Origin of the sequence: Stutzerimonas chloritidismutans, from assembly GCF_051486945.1 — a bacterium.
Lineage (GTDB): Bacteria > Pseudomonadota > Gammaproteobacteria > Pseudomonadales > Pseudomonadaceae > Stutzerimonas > Stutzerimonas chloritidismutans_B.
In genome coordinates, this window is the sequence record NZ_JAHVDX010000001.1 from 42726 (window position 1) to 62728 (window position 20003).

The 20003-nt window shown below is 63.6% G+C and carries 17 protein-coding genes; 8 read left to right on the forward strand and 9 right to left on the reverse strand.

The window, feature by feature from the left end; translation table 11 throughout:
* Positions 1-66: 66 nt before the first annotated feature.
* Entirely contained in the window at positions 67-882 is an 816-nt protein-coding gene (locus KXR72_RS00200) for an AraC family transcriptional regulator (protein WP_437419128.1), read from the forward strand.
* A 2-nt stretch (positions 883-884) separates the two neighbouring features.
* Here KXR72_RS00200 and KXR72_RS00205 read toward each other — a convergent pair whose 3' ends face one another.
* A complete protein-coding gene (locus KXR72_RS00205; protein ID WP_437419129.1) occupies positions 885-1310 on the reverse strand; it encodes a VOC family protein in 426 nt (141 codons plus the stop codon).
* A 113-nt stretch (positions 1311-1423) separates the two neighbouring features.
* Between KXR72_RS00205 and KXR72_RS00210 the strand changes: the two genes are divergently transcribed.
* On the forward strand, positions 1424-2290 hold the full coding sequence (locus KXR72_RS00210; protein WP_437419130.1) for a LysR family transcriptional regulator: 867 nt from the start codon (positions 1424-1426) through the stop codon (positions 2288-2290).
* Between the two features lie 68 nt (positions 2291-2358).
* Positions 2359-4923: a bifunctional diguanylate cyclase/phosphodiesterase gene (locus KXR72_RS00215; protein ID WP_437419131.1), complete on the forward strand. Its 2565-nt coding sequence runs from the start codon at positions 2359-2361 to the stop codon at positions 4921-4923.
* Between the two features lie 95 nt (positions 4924-5018).
* Here the strand turns inward: KXR72_RS00215 and KXR72_RS00220 are convergent, their stop codons facing one another.
* Complete coding sequence (locus KXR72_RS00220) at positions 5019-7601, reverse strand: bifunctional diguanylate cyclase/phosphodiesterase (RefSeq protein WP_437419132.1); 2583 nt, start codon at positions 7599-7601, stop codon at positions 5019-5021.
* 334 nt (positions 7602-7935) lie between these two features.
* Between KXR72_RS00220 and KXR72_RS00225 the strand changes: the two genes are divergently transcribed.
* From KXR72_RS00225 to pgm, 3 genes are all read left to right on the forward strand, one after another.
* Positions 7936-8775: an AraC family ligand binding domain-containing protein gene (locus KXR72_RS00225; RefSeq protein ID WP_437420339.1), complete on the forward strand. Its 840-nt coding sequence runs from the start codon at positions 7936-7938 to the stop codon at positions 8773-8775.
* Between the two features lie 98 nt (positions 8776-8873).
* On the forward strand, positions 8874-9467 hold the full coding sequence (locus tag KXR72_RS00230; RefSeq protein ID WP_437419133.1) for a LysE family translocator: 594 nt from the start codon (positions 8874-8876) through the stop codon (positions 9465-9467).
* A gap of 189 nt (positions 9468-9656) precedes the next feature.
* Positions 9657-11321 carry a phosphoglucomutase (alpha-D-glucose-1,6-bisphosphate-dependent) gene (gene pgm, locus KXR72_RS00235; RefSeq protein ID WP_437419134.1) on the forward strand — a complete coding sequence of 555 codons (1665 nt, stop codon included), beginning with the start codon at positions 9657-9659 and terminating at the stop codon, positions 11319-11321.
* Positions 11322-11513: 192 nt separating this feature from the next.
* On the opposite strand, the gene KXR72_RS00240 is transcribed toward pgm, so the two are convergent.
* Both KXR72_RS00240 and KXR72_RS00245 read right to left on the reverse strand, forming a co-directional pair.
* Positions 11514-12122 carry a glutathione S-transferase gene (locus KXR72_RS00240; RefSeq protein WP_437419135.1) on the reverse strand — a complete coding sequence of 203 codons (609 nt, stop codon included), beginning with the start codon at positions 12120-12122 and terminating at the stop codon, positions 11514-11516.
* Positions 12123-12243: 121 nt separating this feature from the next.
* On the reverse strand, positions 12244-12648 hold the full coding sequence (locus tag KXR72_RS00245; protein ID WP_437419136.1) for a RidA family protein: 405 nt from the start codon (positions 12646-12648) through the stop codon (positions 12244-12246).
* 135 nt (positions 12649-12783) lie between these two features.
* On the opposite strand from KXR72_RS00245, the gene KXR72_RS00250 reads away from it, so the two are divergent.
* Positions 12784-13683, forward strand: coding sequence for a LysR substrate-binding domain-containing protein (locus KXR72_RS00250; protein WP_437419137.1), 900 nt, complete (start codon positions 12784-12786; stop codon positions 13681-13683).
* A gap of 82 nt (positions 13684-13765) precedes the next feature.
* Here the strand turns inward: KXR72_RS00250 and KXR72_RS00255 are convergent, their stop codons facing one another.
* The 5 genes from KXR72_RS00255 to KXR72_RS00275 all read right to left on the reverse strand — a co-directional run bounded on the left by KXR72_RS00255 (position 13766) and on the right by KXR72_RS00275 (position 17729).
* On the reverse strand, positions 13766-15061 hold the full coding sequence (locus KXR72_RS00255) for a TRAP transporter large permease (protein ID WP_437419138.1): 1296 nt from the start codon (positions 15059-15061) through the stop codon (positions 13766-13768).
* Positions 15051-15527 carry a TRAP transporter small permease gene (locus KXR72_RS00260; RefSeq protein WP_437419139.1) on the reverse strand — a complete coding sequence of 159 codons (477 nt, stop codon included), beginning with the start codon at positions 15525-15527 and terminating at the stop codon, positions 15051-15053. The genes KXR72_RS00255 and KXR72_RS00260 overlap by 11 nt, the downstream gene beginning before the upstream one ends.
* A gap of 48 nt (positions 15528-15575) precedes the next feature.
* Positions 15576-16571 carry a DctP family TRAP transporter solute-binding subunit gene (locus tag KXR72_RS00265; RefSeq protein ID WP_437419140.1) on the reverse strand — a complete coding sequence of 332 codons (996 nt, stop codon included), beginning with the start codon at positions 16569-16571 and terminating at the stop codon, positions 15576-15578.
* A gap of 279 nt (positions 16572-16850) precedes the next feature.
* Positions 16851-17255 carry a hypothetical protein gene (locus tag KXR72_RS00270; RefSeq protein ID WP_437419141.1) on the reverse strand — a complete coding sequence of 135 codons (405 nt, stop codon included), beginning with the start codon at positions 17253-17255 and terminating at the stop codon, positions 16851-16853.
* A gap of 75 nt (positions 17256-17330) precedes the next feature.
* Entirely contained in the window at positions 17331-17729 is a 399-nt protein-coding gene (locus tag KXR72_RS00275; protein ID WP_437419142.1) for a DoxX family protein, read from the reverse strand.
* Between the two features lie 141 nt (positions 17730-17870).
* Between KXR72_RS00275 and KXR72_RS00280 the strand changes: the two genes are divergently transcribed.
* A complete protein-coding gene (locus KXR72_RS00280; RefSeq protein ID WP_437419143.1) occupies positions 17871-18938 on the forward strand; it encodes a M42 family peptidase in 1068 nt (355 codons plus the stop codon).
* The last annotated feature ends 1065 nt before the right edge of the window (positions 18939-20003 follow it).

Consider the following 20003-nt stretch of genomic DNA (forward strand, 5'->3'; position numbering starts at 1 on the left):
ATTGTCCTTCCGTCCGCGATGCGTTACATAACGAAAACCCGACAGCTGATCACGGCGAACCGACAAATGCCGCCACCCCCACCCGCCAGGCACCTTTACCAGCCGCCGTTTGCCGATACCTTGCCTGCGCCGCTGTACTTCCGCTCGGCCCGGATGCCAGCCCATGCGGCGTATCCGGTGCATCGGCACGCCTGGGGTGAGTTCGTTTACTCGTTCAGTGGCGTAATGGAGCTGGAGCTGGCCGATGCGCACCTCTTGGTGCCGCCGCAGTACGGCATCTGGCTACCCGCAGGCGTCGAACACCGCGGCATGAACCGCGACGAAGCCTGCCATTGTTCGCTGTACATCACCGCTGAGCTGGCCGCTGGGTTGCCAAGCGATACCTGTGCGTTGACGGTCAGCCCGCTGCTTCGTGCGCTGCTGGACCACCTGCGACTTAGCAGCCGCGGTATGCCGCAAAGCGCGCGTGAACAGCGCGTGTTGCAGGTGGTGCTGGACGAGCTAAGCGAGGCGCAGGTCGTGGGCAGCTACCTGCCGTTTTCGGAAGATCCATTGCTGGCACCGGTGCTGCGCCAGTTGCAGCAGTCGCCCGGCGATACGCGAACCATTGCGCAACTGGCTGCGGCCGTACACACCACCGAGCGGACACTGATGCGCCGTAGTCAGCAGGCGCTGGGCATGACCCTCAACGAATGGCGCCAACGCCTGTGCGCGCTGGCCGCGATGCCGAGGCTGGAGGCGGGCGAGACCGTCGAAAACATCGCCCACGACCTCGGCTACAGCTCGGTCTCGGCGTTCATCGCCATGTTCAGGCGAATGATGGGCGTGACGCCGGACGAATTTCGCGCCGACGATTCACGCCGGCGCCGTGCCGTCGGTTGAGCTTACTTGGCGAACAGCTGGCTCATGTCCTTGAACGCCTTGAATTCCAGCGCGTTGCCGCAGGGGTCGAAGAGGAACATGGTGGCCTGTTCGCCGACCTGACCCTGAAAACGCACATAGGGCTCGATCACGAATTGGGTGCCGAGCGAGCGCAGGCGCTCGGCCAGTGCCTCCCACTCCGGCCAGCTGAGCACGATACCGAAATGCGGCACCGGCACGTCATGGCCGTCCACGGCATTGGTGTGTGCGGCCTCCTGCGACGCGGTGCGGGGATGTTCATGGATGACCAGCTGGTGGCCGTAGAAATCGAAGTCTACCCAATGGTCGGACGAGCGGCCTTCAGGCAGGCCGAAAACCTCGCCGTAGAAATGCCGCGCAGCGGGCAGGTCATGGACGGGAATCGCAAGGTGAAAGGGTGACAGGCTCATCGAGGCTTCCTTCTGGTTTGGGGCCGTGCGGACGATCCTGACGCGTTGTCGGCCGCCCGGCCAACGGATATCTTTCGCAGCGAGCCACGAAAATTTCGATCAATGGGCCTGGCATGATTCGAGAACTCAAAACCTTCCTCGCCATTGCCCGGTGCGGCAGCTTCGCCGCCGCAGGCCATAGCATCGGCTTGACGCAGTCGGCGGTCAGCGCGCAGATCCGCAACCTGGAGGAGGCCCTGGGCCTTCGTTTGTTCGATCGAACCGGCCGCTCGGCGCACCTCAACGCCGCCGGTCAGCGTGCACTCCCGCTGGCCGAGCAGATCATCGAGACATTCGCCCAGATGGGCCAACCCGAATCGCTCGACGACTACCGCGGCGAACTTCGCATCGGTGCTATCGGCACGGTGCAGACCGGGTTGCTGCCACCGGTATTGCTGCGCCTGCTGGAGTACGCGCCGGGTGTCGCACCGAAGCTGGTGCCGGGCGTTTCGCTCAACCTGCTCGCGCAGGTCGATGCCGGCGAGATCGACCTGGCAGTGATGATTCGCCCTCCGTTCGCGCTACCGAAGGAGCTGCTGGCCGAACCGCTGCAGCGCGAGCCTTTCGTACTCATCGCGCCGCTCGACACGCCCGGCGACGACCCGCTGGAACTGCTGGCCACGGAGCCGTTCGTGCGCTACGACCGCAGTTCGTTCGGCGGCCGGCAGGTTACCGCGTTCCTGCGCAAGCACCGCCTGGACCCGCGCCCGGCTTTGGAACTCGATGAGCTGGACGCCATCGTCAAGATGGTCGAGACCGGGCTAGGCGTGGCGTTGGTGCCACGGGCCGGGCTTTGGCTGGAAGGCAGCCCGCGCGTGCGGGTGCTTTCGCTAGGCAGCCATACCTTTCATCGCGATTTGGTACTGATGCGCCGGCATGGCGTGCGCAACCTGCCGGTGCAGCAGCTGTTTCGCCGGTGCCTGGACGAGGTGCTAGGCTGAAACACAAGTGCGGCGGCGGGGTCGAAGTTGGATGACGCGTCCTACCCGATCTTTCTTGGAGAATCTCGATGGCTCAACCCGATCTCCAGTCTCGCCTGGCGTTCACGCTTCAGTCGGCCGGGCTGCTGGAGTGGTACGTCGAACTCGATGACTCACTAAACGATGCGCATGAGGCGGTAGAGACAGTTACTCAAGCACTCGATGCCTGCTCGCTCGGCAGCACCTCGCTGACCGAATTTCTCGAGCATATTCATCCGGATGACCGAGACACGGTCGCCGAGCACGTAGCCGTCGCGCTCTCTACCGGGCATGAGGTGCGGTTTGAGTGCAGGGTGTTGGTGGGCGAGAGCGGGGTTCAAATGGTCAGCGTTTCAGGCTGGTCTACCGCGCACCCAGAGCTGCGCGCGCTCCATTTCGTCAGCCAGGACGTCACCGATTGCCGACGTGCCGAAGCGATCGTTATAGGTCAAATGCGCGCGTTGGAATCTGCTGTCGCGGGCGCGCCGTTGAGCGAAGTGCTTGTCGAGTTGTCCCGGTCCGCCCAAAGCCAGTTCGCCGGTGTGGTTCGCGCCGCTGTCATGCGCTTGGATGATGACGGCAAGCTGCGTTTCGTGGAGGCGTCCAGTCTGCCGGAAGGGTTCGTTCAAGCGCTGGATGGCCTCGATGCTAAATCTGATGAGACCACATGTGGCGTCGCAGTCCGCACCGGCAAGCCTAGCGTAGCGGTCGACATTGCTCGTGACCCTCATTGGGAACGATATCGGGATACTGCGCTTGAACACGGCCTGCATGCCTGTTGGTCCACCCCGATCTGCTCCGTTGAAGGCGAGGTGATGGGTACGCTGGTTTGCTATAGCGGCGTTTCAGCCGCCCCGTCTACAGAGGAGCAAAAAGGCGTCACCTTGCTGGCCAACACCGCCGCACTGGTTGTGCAGCGCGACCGCGCGAATCGCGCGCGATCCAAGGTCGAGCGTCGTTTCCAGGGATTGGTCAAAGCCACCAACAGCTTGGTCTGGTCAGCGAGCCCAAGCGTTGAAGTCATCGAACCGCAGCCTGGTTGGGAAGAATTCACCGGACAAGACTTCGACCGGTATCGAAACGGTGGATGGCTACAGGCCGTGCATCCTGATGATGTCGGCGAAGTTCAGGTAGTTCTCGACGAAATGCGTAGGGAGCGCTCGAACAAACGTGCCGAGTTCCGTGTTCGCCGTGCTGACGGCGAGTACCGCCACATGGCTGGCCATGCCGTGCCGATCTTCGACGAGCAAGGCGAGATGAAGGAATGGTCGGGTGGCCTCACCGACATCACTGATCGCAAGCAGGCCGAGCAGCGCCTTAATCACCTGGCGACCCACGACGCGCTGACGGGCCTGCCGAACCGGACTTATCTAAACGACCACCTGCGCGAGTTGGTCAACTTCATCCCGGAAGGCCAGCAGTTGATGATCATGCTCATCGACCTGGACCGCTTCAAGGAAGTGAACGACTCCATGGGCCACGGCTATGGCGACGTCCTGCTGGTGCAAATTGCGCACCGCCTGCTTGAGGCGCTGCCCACTGGCGATCTCGTGGCGCGCCTGGGCGGGGACGAATTCGTCGTGGTTGTGCATCTGCCTGACGGCATGGCCTCGGCCGAGCGCATCGCCACTGACCTGATGCGCGCGATTCAGATCCCGTGCGACGTGCTCGGTACACGCTATTACCCCTCTGCGTCGATGGGCATGTGCCTGTACCCGACCCCCGACACGCGCATCGACGAATTGCTGCAGCATGCCGACATCGCCATGTACCGTGCCAAGGATGCCGGCGGTACGCGCATGCAGTTTTTCTCCGCGGAGATGAGTGTGGAGACCAAGAACCGCATGGCGTTGGAGCTGGACCTGCGCGAAGCGTTGGAGCGCGGCGAGTTCGTGCTGCACTACCAGCCGCGAATCTGCCTGGACGATGATTCTCCCTGCGGTGTCGAGGCGCTGATCCGCTGGAATCATCCAAGCAAGGGGCTGGTTCCGCCGGATGTGTTCATCCCGATCGCCGAAGCAACCGGGCTGATCTGCCAGATCGGCAACTGGGTGCTGCGCCAGGCCTGTAGCGACGTGCAGCGCCTGGTCGAGCGCGTCGGCACCAAACTGATGCTGTCGGTCAATGTCTCGCCGGTGCAATTGAGGTCGCCGACGCTCTGCGGTGAGGTGCGCCAAGCGCTGGAAGCCGCCGGCATGGACACCCACCGCCTCGAACTGGAACTGACCGAGTCCGGCCTGATCGAGGACACCGAATCGTCGCATCAGCTGTTGCGGGAGCTGGGGGACATCGGCGTCAGGTTGGCGATCGATGACTTCGGCACTGGTTATGCCGGCATCGCCTACCTGCGTCAGTATCCCATCAACGTGGTGAAGCTCGACCGTACCTTCCTCTGTCCGACGCCCAAGGCCGACCTCAGTGTCGATTTCATCCGCGCGGTCACGGAGATGTGCCATTCACTCGGCATGCGCGTGGTGGCCGAAGGCGTGGAGGATGCCGAGATGCTGCGCCACCTGCTGCGCTCGGATTGCGACGAGGCTCAGGGCTACCTGTTTGCGCAGCCCATGCCGCTCGCCAAGCTGGGCGACTACATCATCGACCGTCAGGCAAGTTGAGCCCTGACCGGCTGGGGCGTTCGCGCTCGCTAGCCAGCGAATGCTTTAGCCCCGCCGACCAGCAAACGCCCGGCCAACCGACCCGTCGGAGCGATTCACTCGCCTGCTAAAGCGAGCGGCCCGTCCTGTGTCACGCCGTTGGCATCGCGCACCACCTGTTGGAACAGCAGCGGCGCCATCGGCCGGCCGAGGTAGAACCCCTGGGCCTGATCGCAGGCCAGGGCGGTCAGCTTGCCGAGCTGCGACACGGTCTCGATGCCCTCGGCGGTCACGGTCAGTGACAGCGCGTGGCCCATGCTGACGATGGCGTTGACGATCGCTTCGCTGCTCTGTGACTGATCCAGCCCGGCAATGAAGCTGCGGTCGATCTTGATGCCGTCGAACGGATAACTGCGCAAGTAACTGAGCGACGAATAGCCGGTGCCGAAGTCATCCATCGACAACCGGATGCCCAACGCCTTGAGGTTGTTCATGGTCGTCAGCGCGCTGGCGGCATCTTCCAGCATGACGCTTTCAGTGATTTCCAGTTCCAGGCGCGCCGGCGAGATGCCAGTGTTGGCGAGCGCTGTGGCGACGCGCTCGACGAGGTCGCTGCGCTGGAACTCGACCGGGGACAAGTTGACCGACACCATCAACTCTGCGCCCCAGCACAACGCATTCAGGCAGGCCTCGTTGAGCACCCAATCGCTGAGCTCCACGATCAACCCAGTCTCCTCGGCCAGGCCGATGAAGCTGCCAGGGCTGAGCAAACCTCGGGTCGGATGCTGCCAGCGCACCAGCGCTTCGGCGCCGACGATGGTCTGCGAGGACGCATCGTAGCGGGGCTGGAAGTCGAGCCGGAACTCGCGGCGACGCAGGGCCTGGCGCATGTCCATCTCGAGTTGGCGGCGCTCCATGATCCGCTCGTTCATGGCCGGCTCGTAGAACTTGAACAGGTTGCGCCCGTTGGACTTGGCCTCGTAGAGCGCAATGTCGGCGTACCGCAGCAGGTCTTCGGCGGTCAGACCGTCGTAGGGCGCCGAGACGATGCCGATGCTGGCGCCGACGCTGACGTCGTTGGTACCGATGCGGATCGGTTGGTTGATCTGCTCGATCAGCCGCTGACACAGGCGCTCTGCCTGCTCGTGCGTACGGCAATCGGTCGCCACGACGATGAACTCGTCGCCACCCAGGCGCGCCACCAGATCGGTCGAGCGGGTGCAGCCGGTCAGCGCACTGGCGACCTCGCGTAGCACCAAGTCGCCCGCGGCATGGCCGAGCGTATCGTTGATGGGCTTGAATCGGTCCAGATCCAAGGCCAGCAGAAACACCGGATGGTCGCCGCTCACGCCTTCGGCGAGGCGGGCGTTGAGGTAGTGGTTGAGGCGGTGGCGGTTGGCCAGACCGGTCAGAGCGTCATGCTGGCTGATGTGTTCGATACGGGCCTTGGCTTCGATTTCCTCTGTGATGTCGCAGACGGTGCCCAGGAAGCCTTGCAGCGTGCCGTCGGTCGATACCGAGCGGGCCGAGAGCTGGCCATAGCGCTGCCGCCCCTCGCTGTCGCGCATCGAGCAGGGCAGCGGCTTGCGGCCGGCAAGCGCGCCCGGTTCGGCATTGGCGGCCAGCAGATGGGTGTCGTAGGCGAGCAGTTCGGCCAGGGGGCGCCCCAGCCACGCTTCCCAGGGCAGCCCGGTGACTTGGGTGAACCGTTCGGACAGGTAGGTCAGGCGCTGCTCGGCGTCGGTTTCCCAGATCCAGTCCGACGACGCTTCGGAGATATTGCGAAAGCGCTGCTCGCTCACGCGCAGTGCCTGCTGGGCGGCGTCGATCATTGCAGCGGAGCGCGCCACGCGGCCACGCAGCCAGGCAACCAGAATGGCGATCAGCAGACCCAGCACGAGCAGCATGGGCAGAAATTTCTTGAGCAGCGTCTTGCCCAGTTCTTCACTACGCCACTGAAGCGTCACGTTGACGCCCAGGTCGGAGCGCAAGGTCAGCTTTGGGCCCGGCGCGTTGGGCAGCGAGCCAAGGCTGGCGTTTAGGTCGGCGAGGTCGAACGCTTCGTCGATGGCCTTCATTTTGTCCTGGGTCAGAACGTCGACGTAGACCAGGTAGGACATCCGGTCGAAGTCTACATACGAACTGTCGGGCCGAATGACCGCAGCCGAAACGAACGCTGGAATGCCGGAGACGGAGTAGTAGGCCTGCGCGACTGTGTCTTCCAGCGAGCCTTCGCGCGCGGCGGCGAGCAGGGCCGACAGGTCACCGTCGATCCAGTCAAGCGCGGCCGTGTCGGTCAGCTCGCCGTCGATGATGCCGTAGCGGGTTGCGGCATTGCGGTCGAGCACGAACACACCGTCCAGCTCGTAGGTGGTGAACAGCGACGGGCCAATGTTGTTGCGCTCATACGCCCAATTGAGGTCGATTTTCTCGCCCATGAAATTGTAGGCGTCCTCCCAGAAGGCATAGTCGACAAGCGCGGTTTCGATCTTGTCCCAGCGGCTTTGCATGGCCCGGGCGGCATCCTGCTCGCTGTGGTCCATCTGCCGTTCGTCAAGCGCCATGCACAGGTAAACCAGCGCCACGGACGCGATCACGAAGAGCGCGGCGATGAGGCTGATGAAGCTGAGCGATGCCTTGCGGGTCATGGCGGTGTAGCCCGCCACATCTTCTGGGAGGTTCGTTGTGGTGTGTGTCATCGGGACCAATTCGCCAGGCGTTTGAAGGAGGCGGTACGACGGAATGCGAGAAGCGGCTCGTTCGCCGACTTCACGCTGCCGCGTTGACCGGCAATACGGGATGTATCGGCGGGGCGGGCGTTCACCTTGGCCTGCCTGGCGCCATTCCGACGGGCGGTGCGGCCGCGGGCGCAAAGCGGGCGGCAGGCTCGGTGTGCGAATCGAAGTTGCACGAATGTTCTAGAACCCTGTGCCTGCTTGGTGAACACTCGGGCCATGGACGCCGGAAACGGCCGAACTATACCGATGCATATCGATGCATACCGATGCGAGTGGCGTACTGGGGCGCCTTGGCATGAGCGATAACAGCTGGATCGACTTGAAACTGGATGCCGAAACCGGGATCGAGATCATCCGTGCCCATTTCGAAGGCCATGCCTATGACCCGCATTGGCACGACAGCTATCTCGTGGGCTTCACCGAGCAGGGCGTGCAGCAGTTCAACTGCCGCAAAACGCTGCATTCAAGCCTGCCAGGGCAGGTCTTTTTGCTTGAGCCTGGTGAAATCCACGACGGGCTCGCACCGTCGCCCGTCGGCTTTACCTACTCCACGCTCTATCTTCAGCCGCATTGGCTGCGTGCCCAGTTGCAAAGTCTCTGTGAGGACGTGCCGGACGACTGTCTCCCGACATTCGCCGAAACCCTGACCAACGAACCTGACCTGGCGGTGCATATCGCCCGGGCCTTTCAGGCGCTTTACCAGCAGGACATGCGCATCGTCCGGCACGCGGCGCTCGATGCGCTGCTGGAAAGGCTGTCCGCGCGGATGAGCTGGCGCCAGCGCCTCGATGTCACGCCGCGGTTGCCGGGGGCCGCGATCCGGGCGCGGGACTACCTGCACGCGCACCTGGACCAGGACATCGGCCTCGATGAGCTGGCCGTGGTGGCCGGGGTGGATCGCTTTCGCTTGTCCCGCGCGTTCAAGGCGTCATTTGGCCTGGCGCCGCATGCTTATCTCGTGCAGTTGCGCCTGAGCCTCGCGCGCAAGCTGTTGCGCCAGGGCGTGGCGCCGGCGAGCGTGGCGAGCGAGCTGGGCTTTGCCGACCAGAGCCATCTCGGTCGCTGGTTCCGGCGCGCCTACGGTTTGAGCCCCGCCGCGTATCGCCGGCAGTGCTCAAACCTTCCAGACGCCTGAGCCCTGCACGCGCGACAGTAGCAGCACCCTACCGAGGAGCTGCCTATGAACGCCCGCTTTCAAACCTTTGCCCCTCCCTGCACCCGGGAGCTGATGCCATGAGCCAGTTGCTGCCGTTCGTGCTGTTCGCCTTTGTCGCCTCGATCACCCCGGGCCCGACCAACATGCTGGTGCTCAACAACAGCGCGCGCTTCGGCTGGCGTGCCGCGGTGCCGCTGGTCATCGGTGCCTGCGCGAGCGCCGCCGCCATCGTGCTGCTGGTCGGCCTGGGGTTAGGAGAAACGCTGCTGCGCCTGCCAACGCTTCAACAAACGATGGCCTGGGTGGGTGTTGCCTGGCTGTCTCTGCTCGCCTGGAAACTCTGGCGCAGTGCGGGTGAACCGCTCGAAGCCAATGGCGCTGGCCTGCGTATCGGTGCCTGGGGTGGCGCTGGTTTGCAGCTGGTCAACCCCAAGACATGGATGATGGCGATCGCAGTGGCCAGCGTGTTCACCGGAGCCGATGGCGGGCTGGCACGTTATGCAATCTTCGCGTTGCTGTTCTTTCTTGTCGCGCTGCCATGCCTTGCTGCATGGGCTGCGCTGGGACGCGGTGCCGTCGGGCTATTGCGATCGGCAGCCGCGTTCAGACGTTTCAATCAAGGGATGGCGCTGCTCCTGCTCGTCTCGGCCTGGAGCAGCCTGTTGTTGTAAGGCCGCTCGCATGCCGCTTCGCCGGGTCGGGCGAAGGCTCTATCATGCGCCCGCCAGGCTGCCCGCAGATTCCTGTAGCCGGTTGGGGAACCAAAGGCCGATGGCTGGGGGTCGAAGCGCGTACACAGCCAATGGGCGGCGATGCGCATGGGCGCATGCGGCGACCACATGACCTCAAAGGAACGATTGATGAGCACCGACCTCAACGCAGGACGCCTGCCGGATGAACTGACGCTGACCAACATCCCGCGGCTGATTTCGCGCTACTACAGCGACCGGCCGGATGCTTCCGATCCCGCGCAGCAGGTCGCCTTCGGCACCTCTGGGCACCGCGGCTCGTCATTCAAGGTCAGCTTCAATGAATGGCACATCCTGGCCACCACCCAGGCAATCTGCGACTACCGTCGCGAACAGGGCATCACCGGTCCGTTGTTCGTCGGCATGGATACCCACGCACTGTCCGAGCCGGCCTTCGTCTCGGCGCTCGAAGTGCTCGCGGCCAATGGTGTGGAGACGCGCATCGATGCGGGTTGCCCTGAAACCAATGGCGAGCCGGGCTACACGCCGACCCCGGCGATCTCCAACGCCATCCTCGAATACAACGCAGGTCGCAGCAGCGGCCTGGCCGATGGCATCGTCATCACCCCGTCGCACAACCCGCCCGCCGATGGCGGTTTCAAGTACAACCCCACCAATGGCGGCCCGGCCGATACCAATGTGACCAAGTGGATCCAGGACCGCGCCAACGCGTTGCTGGCCGCTGGGCTCAAGGGCGTCGAACGTATGGATTACGCCCGCGCACTCAAGGCATCGACCACCCAGCGCTTCGATTTCATCGACAGCTACGTGGGCGGGCTGGATCAGGTGATCGACCTCGAAGCGATCCGTAACAGCGGATTGAAGTTCGGCGTCGATCCCCTAGGCGGCGCTGGTGTGCATTACTGGACGCGCATCGCCGAGCGCTACGGGTTGCCGCTCGAGGTGCTGTCGACCCGAGTCGACCCGACCTTCCGCTTCATGCGCCTGGACTGGGACGGCAAGATCCGAATGGACTGCAGCTCGCCGCACGCCATGGCCGGGCTGATCGAGAACAAGGACCGCTTCGACGTGTCCTTTGCCTGCGACACCGACCACGACCGCCATGGCATCGTGGCGCGCTCGGTGGGCCTGCTCAACCCCAACCATTACTTGGCCGTGGCCATCGAATACCTGTTTACCCATCGCCCCGAGTGGAGCACGAGTGCAGGCATCGGCAAGACGTTGGTCTCGTCGTCGATGATCGACCGCGTCGCCAAGGGTATCGATCGCAAGGTGGTCGAGGTGCCCGTGGGCTTCAAGTGGTTCGTCGACGGTTTGATGGACGGCAGCCTGGGATTCGGCGGCGAGGAGTCTGCCGGCGCGTCCTTCCTGCGCAAGCAGGGCGGGGCGTGGTCCACCGACAAGGACGGCCTGATCCTTGGGCTGCTGGCCGCGGAAATCACCGCCGTGACGGGCAAGGACCCGGGCGAACGCTATCAAGCCCTGACCGAGCGATTCGGCGCGCCGGTCTACCAGCGCATCGATGCTGCGGCCAATCGCGAGCAGAAGGCCAAACTCGGCAAGCTGTCCGCTTCCCAGGTCACCGCGGGCGAGCTGGCCGGCCAGCCCATCACGCAGATCCTCACCGAGGCGCCGGGCAACGGCGCGGCCATCGGCGGGCTCAAAGTCGTCACCGAAAATGGCTGGTTCGCTGCACGCCCATCCGGCACCGAGGACGTTTACAAGATCTACGCGGAAAGCTTCGAGGGCGAGACGCACCTCAAGCGCATCCAGGAAGAGGCCAAGGCGCTGGTGGATGGCGTGCTGAATGGCTGACGAATGAGCCGCAGGTATCCCTGTAGGAGCGAGCTTGCTCGCGAATGCACTGCTGTGCGGTTCAGCGGGCGAACTACCCGACCCCTGGGCCTCGGCTGACTCGTGTGACAGGCGCTGTGCCGGTGGGCGCAGCGCTTTTTCGCGAGCACGCGGGCGCCTACAGGAGCACGACTTGCACGCAATACGCGAACCTCACGCAGGCTCGGTGAGCTGCATCGATTCGCGTTGCGAAAATTCATCCTGAAACGCCACTAGCTTCGGAAATTCGTTGCGCCAGTAGAGTTCAGCGAAGCGGAAATCCAGGTAACCCAGCGCGCAGGCGACACCGATCTGGGCGATGTCCAGCGGGCCTTGCAGCTGTGATGCGCTGTCTTCCAGTGCACGCAAGGCGCGACGCACCTTACCGAGCTGACCATCGATCCACTCATCCCATTGCCGCTCGGCCGGGCGCATTGCCTTTTCGTAGCGCGCCAATACGGCGGCATCCATCAGCCCGTCCGCCAATGCAACGAGGCGCAAGGTCTGCCAGCGCTGCGCCGGGTCTGCCGGGAACAGGTGCTGTCCGTCGTGCAGGCTATCGAGGTATTCGCAGATCACCCGACTGTCATACAGCGCTTCGCCGTCATCCATCATCAGCACCGGAATCTTGCCGAGCGGGTTGGCGACGTTGACGCGCTCATTGAGGGTTACGGGCATGACGGTCGTTTCGACCGGGTCCAGCCTGCCCATTTGACCGGTTTCAATGGCAAGCACACGGACTTTCCGGGCGAAGGGCGACGCAGGGGCATAGATCAGTTGCATGGAGAGGGCTCTGGCAAAAGTAGTCGGAGCCGGGCAGGTCGGCTGACCGCTCGGTTGCCATTGAGCATAGCCAAACCTGCCCGCAGAGCCGCAAGGGGTTTTACGGGCCAGGGGGAGTGGGTCAGGCGGTGGCTGCTTCGGGCAGCTTGGCGATCACCTTGATCTCGAACTGGAAGCCGTAGAGCCACGTCACACCGATGCCGGTCAGCGTAGGGTGGGGCGCCTCGCCCCAGAACTCCTGCACCACGGGCCAGATGCGTTCGAACTGCTCGTGCGGATCGACGATGAAGACGGTGACATCGATTACGTCGTCGAAGGTGCAGCCGGCTTCCTTGAGGATGGCGTTGAGATTCGCGAAGGCCAGCCGCACCTGCGCCTGCAGATCGGGTTCGGGTGAGCCGTCCTCGCGGCTACCGACCTGCCCGGAAACAAATAGGAAACCATTGGAGCGGATCGCGGGCGAGTAGCGGTTTTTTTCATACAGCGCCTGGCGGCCGGCTGGGAATACGACGTCACGAGTGCTCATGTTTCCTCCAATTGGGGCGGTACGCCCCGGGTCAGGTTGATGACCAAACTTTAGGGAGCCGAGCCATGCGGATAAACTCGCGAGCCTGACCAGCACCGTTTGCGAATTCCAAACAATCAAGCACGAGAACATGCCATGGATCGCTTCGCCGCCATGCAGGCCTTCGCCCGTGTCGTCGAGACCGGGAGCTTCACCAAGGCGGCCGAAACGCTGCACCTGAGCCGTACCAGCGTCACCCAGCTGATCCAGCAGTTGGAGGCACGGCTGCGCGTGCGGCTGCTCAACCGCACCACGCGCAAGGTCAACGTCACGGCCGATGGCGCCGCCTACTACGAGCGTGTGGTGCAGCTGCTGGCCGATCTGGATGACGCCGAGACGAGCCTTTCCGGCGCAGCCACTGCGCCGCGTGGCCGCCTTCGTGTGGATGTACCGAGCCCCTTTGCACGGCTGATTCTGATACCCGCGCTGCCGGCCTTCCATGCGCGGTTTCCGGAGATTCAACTCGACCTGGGCGTGAGCGACCGCAAGGTCGATCTGATCGACGAAAACGTCGATTGCGTGGTGCGGGGTGGCGAGCTGACCGACCTGTCGCTCATGGCGCGGCCCATCGGGCACCTGCGGCTGGCCGTGTACGCCGCACCGGATTATCTGGAACGAGCCGGGACGCCGCGGCATCCGGTGGAGCTTGAAAACAGCCAGCACCGCACCATCGGCTTCCTCTGGGCGCGCACCGGCAAGGCCTTGCCCTACGCCATGCATCGCGGCGACGAGCGCATCAGCGTGCAGGGGCACCATGTGCTGTCGGTCGATGACGGCAACGCTTATCTGGCGGCCGGTCTGGCGGGGTTGGGTGTGCTGTGGTTGCCGGATTACATGGCGAGGGCGCCACTGGAGCGCGGCGAGCTGACACCTTTGTTCGAGGACTGGACGCTCGACCCGATGCCGATGTACATCGCCTACCCACCGAACCGGCATGTCAGCGCGAAGCTGCGCGTGTTTATCGATTGGGTGGTGGAGTTGATGGAAAAGGGCTGAGGTTGCGGGCGCTTCCTCAGCCCAGGCGGGTGCCTCTACAGATCAGCAAACACGCACGAGCGCCCCGGGACAGACGGGCGGTTCACACCGCGTAACCCAGCACCCTTGGCAGCCACAGCGCGATTTCGGGGAATAGGGCTACCAGCACCAGCGCGCTGCCCATGACCACGACGAACAACAGGGCCCAGCCGACCGTTTGCTCCAGGCGGATTTTCGCGACCTCGGCGGTCACCATCAGGTTGATTGCGACCGGCGGCGTGAACTGCCCGATGGCGATGTTCATCGCCAAGAGGATGCCGAACCAAACGGGGTTCCAGCCGAAATGCTGCATGACCGGGATGAGGATCGGCATCAGGATCAGGTAGATCGAGATCGCATCGAGCAACATCCCCGCAAGCAGCACGGCGACCATCACCAGAATCAGCAGTACCGCGCCGTTATCCGACAGCGAGATCAACCATTCGGCCAGGTGGCGGAAGGTGCCGAGCATGGTGCCGGCCCAGGCGAAGATCCCGGCCAGGGCAATGATCAGCATGACCACGCCGGAAATGACTGCCGCCTCGCCGCAGAGGCGCCAGAGGTTTCGCCAGTCCAGCTCGCGGGTGACGAACAGGCCGACCAGCACGCCGTAGGTCACGCCAGCCACGGCCGCTTCGGTAGGTGTAAACAGCCCGCTGCGCAGACCGCCCAGAATCAGCACCGGCGCGAACAGCGCCGGCAGTGCCTGGCGGAAGCTTTCGCCCAGTGGTGGACGTTCGGCTCCTTCGGGGCTCTCCCAGCCGTAGCGACGTGAAAGCAGCCAGGCCGGAAGCAGCAGCACCAGCCCCGCGATGATGCCGGGGAACAGGCCTGCCGCGAACAGCGCGCGCAGGTCCACGCCGGGTACGACGATGGAGTAGAGGATCAGCGCGATTGACGGCGGGATCAGAATCGCGGTGGAGGCCGACGCGGCGATCAGGGTCGCGGAGAAGGGCTTGGGATAGCCGGCGCGGGTCATGCTCGGCAACATCACCATGGCGACCGCGGCAGCATCAGCCGGTCCTGAGCCGCTCATGCCGCCCATGATCAGGCAGACCAGAATGGCGACCATTGCCAATCCGCCATGCCGCGGGCCGATCAATGCCTGGGCAAAGCGCACCAGGCGCAGCGCCACGCCGGATTTCTCGAACACCAGACCGGTCAGGATGAACAGCGGAATGGCGATCAATGGGTATTTGGCGACCCCGTTGTAGGTGTTGGTGCCGAGCGTGGCGAGCATGTCCGGCGAAAGCCCGGCAATGATGCCGATCGCACCGGACAAGGCGAGGGAGAAGGCCACCGGTACACCAATCAGCAGCAACAACAGGAAGCTGGCGAGCATCCAGACATCAGGGCTCATCGCTAAGCCTCCCGCGCAGGCGGTCGATGGTCATCTGCGTCAGGCGTACCAGCATCAGCAGCGCCAACAGCGGCAGCCAGACCACGTACCACCAATTTGGCAGGCCGAGGCCAGGCGACTCCGATTCCCACTGGTATTCTTCCAACGCGAACTGGCCGCCGTACCAGAGCACCAGCCCTAGCACGAGCGCGCCGGCCAACCATTGCAAGAGGATCAGCGGTACGCGCAGTTGCGGGAACAGCCGTTCGACGAAGCCGATACGGATGTGCCGGTTGCTGCGCATCGCCACCGAAGCGCCGGCGAATGTGAGGATCACCAGCAAGAAAACGGAGATTTCTTCAGTGAAAGCAAAGGATGCATTGGTGAAATAGCGAACCACTACGTTGGCGAGGCTGATCAGGCCGATGATCACCAGCGCCAGGGTGGCCAGCACGCGCTCAAGGCGCGCGTCCTGTCGATTGTCCATGAAAGTCCTCGAACCCCGGCGGCCCCGCGCCGCCGGGCAAAGCGGTGTTTACTCAGCGATGGCGGTGCGTGCAGCTTCGATCAGCTCGGCACCAATCTTCGGCGCCCACTTCTCATGGACTACGCGGGTGGCTTCGACAAAGGCCTGATGCTCGGCATCGCTCAGCTCGGTCACCTCGACGCCACGGGCGCGAATGTCCTCAAGCCGCTTGGCTTCGGCGCTGCGTGACAGCTCGATTTCCCACTTACCAGCGTCAATGGCGGCCTGACGCAGTATTTCGCGATCCGCTTCCGGCAACTGCTTCCAGACACGCTGGTTGACGGCGAAGACCAGCGGGTCGGCCATGTAGTGCCAGAGGGTCAAGTACTTCTGGCCGACCTGGTCGACACGCGCAACGTCAAATACCGACAGCGGGTTTTCCTGACCGTCGACGGCACCTGTGGTCAGTGCCGGTTTGGCGTCGGCCCAGCTCATTTGCGTCGGGTTGGCGCCGAGGGCGCTGAACGTGTCCTGGAACAGCGGAGAGCCTACGACACGAATCTTCAGGCCAGAGAGATCGGCAGGCGTCTTGACCGGCTTGACCGAATTTGAAATCTCACGGAAGCCATTCTCACCCCAGGCCAGCGGGACGATGCCGCGCTTCTCGATGGCAGCAAAGGCCTGCTGGCCGGCTTCGCCCCCGGTAATGGCGTCGAGGTCGGCACTGTCGGCCATCAGGAAGGGCAGCGAGAAGAGGTTCAGCTCCGGCACTTGCGGCGACCAGTTGATCGTGGAACCAACGGCCATGTCGATCAGGCCCGAGCGCATCGCTGAGAACTCTTTGGTCTGGTCGCCCGCGACGAGTTGCGCGTTAGGGTAGACGCGCAGGGTAATTTCGCCGTTGGAGCGCTCGGCTACCAGGTCGGCCCACTTTTGCGCCGCTTGGCCCCATGGGAATGCATCGGAGAGCACGGTAGAGACGGAGTATTCACGGGCAGCGGCCGAGAAGGTCGCGGACAGCGCCGCGGCGGCGGCCAATGCAGTAAGGCAGCGAGTCAGTTTCATGAGGCGTCCTTGTTCGGATCAGTTTTGGTTTTATTAGCGAACGGCCTGGCGCCGATGGGTGACAGGCTTGGTGGCCGGTGAGCCACGGGACGCGCGGGTAGCGCGAGAAAAAAGGACGCGAGCGGCTGTACGGTTGATCAGCTGGGCACTTGATGCGTCACATAACCCGCAAGCCTTGTGGGCTGGGGGTTGCCAGCGGCGATTCACTGGCCGCGTCACTATCGCAGATGGCATCTGGGAGCGCCATTGTCGGGCGCCTCGTCTTTGGTCGTGCCTAGGTCAGGCGTCGCGTAGCAGGTCGTGGGTGTTGAGCAGCGCGAAGGCGATCTCGGGGCGCTTTTCCAGCCCGCGGCGTATGGCGGCGGGAATCGACTGGCGTGTCTTGCGACAGAGGCCTGGCTGCTCAGCGATTTCGATGCGGATACCGCGCATGCTGCGCACTTCGTTCGGTCCGGGTGCGATGGCCATGAGAATGCCCAGCTGATCCTGGATGCGTTGCTGCAGGCGCTCCAGATCTTCGAGGCTCTTCAGGTTTTCCAGCCGTTCAAGCAAGCGATTTTCCTCGGCGCGCGTTAGCCGAAGGATGCGAAGGTCATGGCTCTCGGGTGCCTCGAGCATTTGCTCGCGCCGGCAGATGCAGGCGCCGGGCGGGCAAGGGGAGCGAATCGGAATGGCAGTCGTCATGGCCGCTGATCATAGCGAGGCGGCGCCCGGATGCACCCACCGTTCGGCGGCTACCCGGGCGCGCCTAGCCTCAAGCTAGTTGAAGCGGCCGTGCACACCACCGACGCTGTAACGGCCGGCACCAAGCAGTGCGATCGCCACCGAGCCGAACAGGAACAGCCCCTGGGTTTCCAACGCCCAACCGCCCATCTGGCCCAGTGAAAAGAGTTCGGCCATATGCGCAAGGAGCAGAGCAACCAGCATGTTGCCGATCATCAGCAGCGCGCCGATGCGTGTGAACAGGCCGATGATGACCAACAACGGGCCGACCACCTCGCCCAGGTAGACGCCATAGGCGAAGAACTCCGGCAGGCCACGTCCCGCCAGCATTCCTGCAATACCTCCGACGCCGCCTGACAGCTTGGCGATGCCGTGCAGCAGCATCATCAAGCCAACACTTACCCGCAGAACCAGTTTGCCTACGTCATCTGTCATTTCCATTTCTCCGAAAGGCGGTGAGTCGCACACAAAGCCTAGCGGCAGATTGCTGCGGTCGCGTTATGGCGCCGGCTATTTTTCTTCGCACGGCCAAGGCGCTGCGCTGTCCTAGCGCTGAAGACGAATAAGGAGGACAGCATGTCTGAGGAAGCCGATTTTGCCTTGCTAGAGCGTTTGCTGATGGCGCGCGGGCCGGGCGGTCAGGAGGAAGAGGTGCGGACGCTTTGCCGTGAGTCGCTAGAGGCCAGCTGTGATGAGGTCTGGCTGGACGCGGCAAACAATCTGGTGGGTTGGATACGTGCTGAGGGCGCTTCACGCGACGTGGCGCAGGCCAACGCAATTCGAGTGATGGCACACCAGGACGAGATCGCGATGGTGGTCAAGCGCGTTGCCGATGATGGCCGTCTCCACGTAGTGGCGTTGGGTGGCGCGTTTCCGGTCAATTTCGGTATGTGCCCGGTCGACATCATGGGTGAGTCGGAAAACCTGCCCGGTGTGCTTTCATTCGGCACCATGCACGGTACGCCCGAGTCCAGCCAGTCAATGGACATCCTGAGCGGCAATGTCCAATGGCGCGATGTGCACGTGATCACTCGCCGGACCACGGAAGAGCTTGCACGAATGGGCGTACGGCCCGGCACGCGTGTTGTGCTAAGCCAGCACTGGCGGCGTCCGTTCCGCGTGCACGACGCGATCGCCGCTCATTTCCTCGACGATCGCGCACCCGTGGTCGCAGCCCTGCGCTCTGCCGAGGAGTTGGCGGGACGCAAGGGCGAACTCGCTCAGGACGTCTATTTCGTGTTTACCACCAACGAAGAAGAAACCAATTCCGGTGCGCAATACGCTGCCCGTACGCTTCCCGGCCTGGCCTGCATCGCACTCGAGGTAGGCCCGATCGCCGAGGAATACGGCACCCGGTTGTGCGCCGATCCGATCATCCTGACCGGCGATGAGAAGGGGCTTTACACCAAGGCGCTGTCCGATGCCCTGTTCGCCGCTGCCGTCCGCTGCGGTTACACGCCCCAGCCTGCCCTGATGCCGGGCTTCGCCTCGGATGCAAGTGCTGTGCTCGGCTCTGGCTCTTCACCGCAAGCTGGTTGCCTGGCGATTCCCACCGAGAATACCCATGGCTATGAACTGATCACCGAAGGTGGCATCCAGGCGTGCACGCGGACCCTCACCGAGTATTTGCTGAACGCAAGATGATCGGACGGACGCTCGGCGGGGGATAGCGCGTCACTTCCGTCACCTTGGCCCTAGTCCGCACGTTGGCAGCTCTAGGCGCTGGTTCTACCCGCATCCAAGGCAAACCCTCTCTCCGGCCTGCCGGGTGGAAAGCAGAGCTTTGTCCTACAGCCGACAGCAGTTGAGCCGGAAGGACAAACTCCGTCCCGTAGGAGCCAGCTTGCTGGCGATCCAGGGCACGCCGACAGCCGGATCGCGAGCAAGCTCGCTCCTACGAAGCGCATCGGCGGCGTGCTAGGCCTCGCCCTCTGTGCTGGCAGTTGCTTCATTTGGGCCGCCAGGACACGCTCCGTCCCGTAGGAGCCAGCTTGCTGGCGATCCAGGGCAGGGCGGCTTCCGGATCGCGAGCAAGCTCGCTCCTACGAAGCGCATCGGCGGTGCATGCTAAGCCTCGGCCTCTGTACTGGCAGTCGCTTCACTTGGGCCGCCAGAACAAGCTCCGTCCCGTAGGAGCCAGCTTGCTGGCGATCCAGGGCACGCCGGCAACCAGATCGCGAGCAAGCTCGCTCCTATGAAGCGCATCGGCGGTGCGTGCTAGGCCTCAACCTCTGTGCTGGCAGTTCATTTGGACCGCCAGGACAACCTCCGTCCCGTAGTAGCCAGCTTGCTGGCGATCCAGGGCACGTCGTCGGCCGAATCTCAAACAAGCTAACGCCTACCGAGCGCTTGCCCAGGTTATGCGTCCATCCGGCCGGACAGGCCCACATCGGGGGTGTCGCGTGGGGTAGGCATGTCCAAGGTTGCGGACATTTTCAGGGCTGCAAAATGACCCCAGCCGCCGTGCCAAGCCGGCGCGATACCACACAGACGCTGGCGTTAACGGACGCTACCGATCAATCGGCGTGCGACACCTGAATTGGCACGTCTTTCGCTCCGGGTCTAGGGTCAGGCTTGTTCGACCGGTTCTCTGACCGGGCGAGACAACTAGAACAACAAGGAAACCGCCCATGAAGTCCATTGCCGCCTCGGCCGCCCCTTCGGCCTGCCTCGTGTCGTTCGCTTCATTCTTCAACCCGCTGCTGCGTC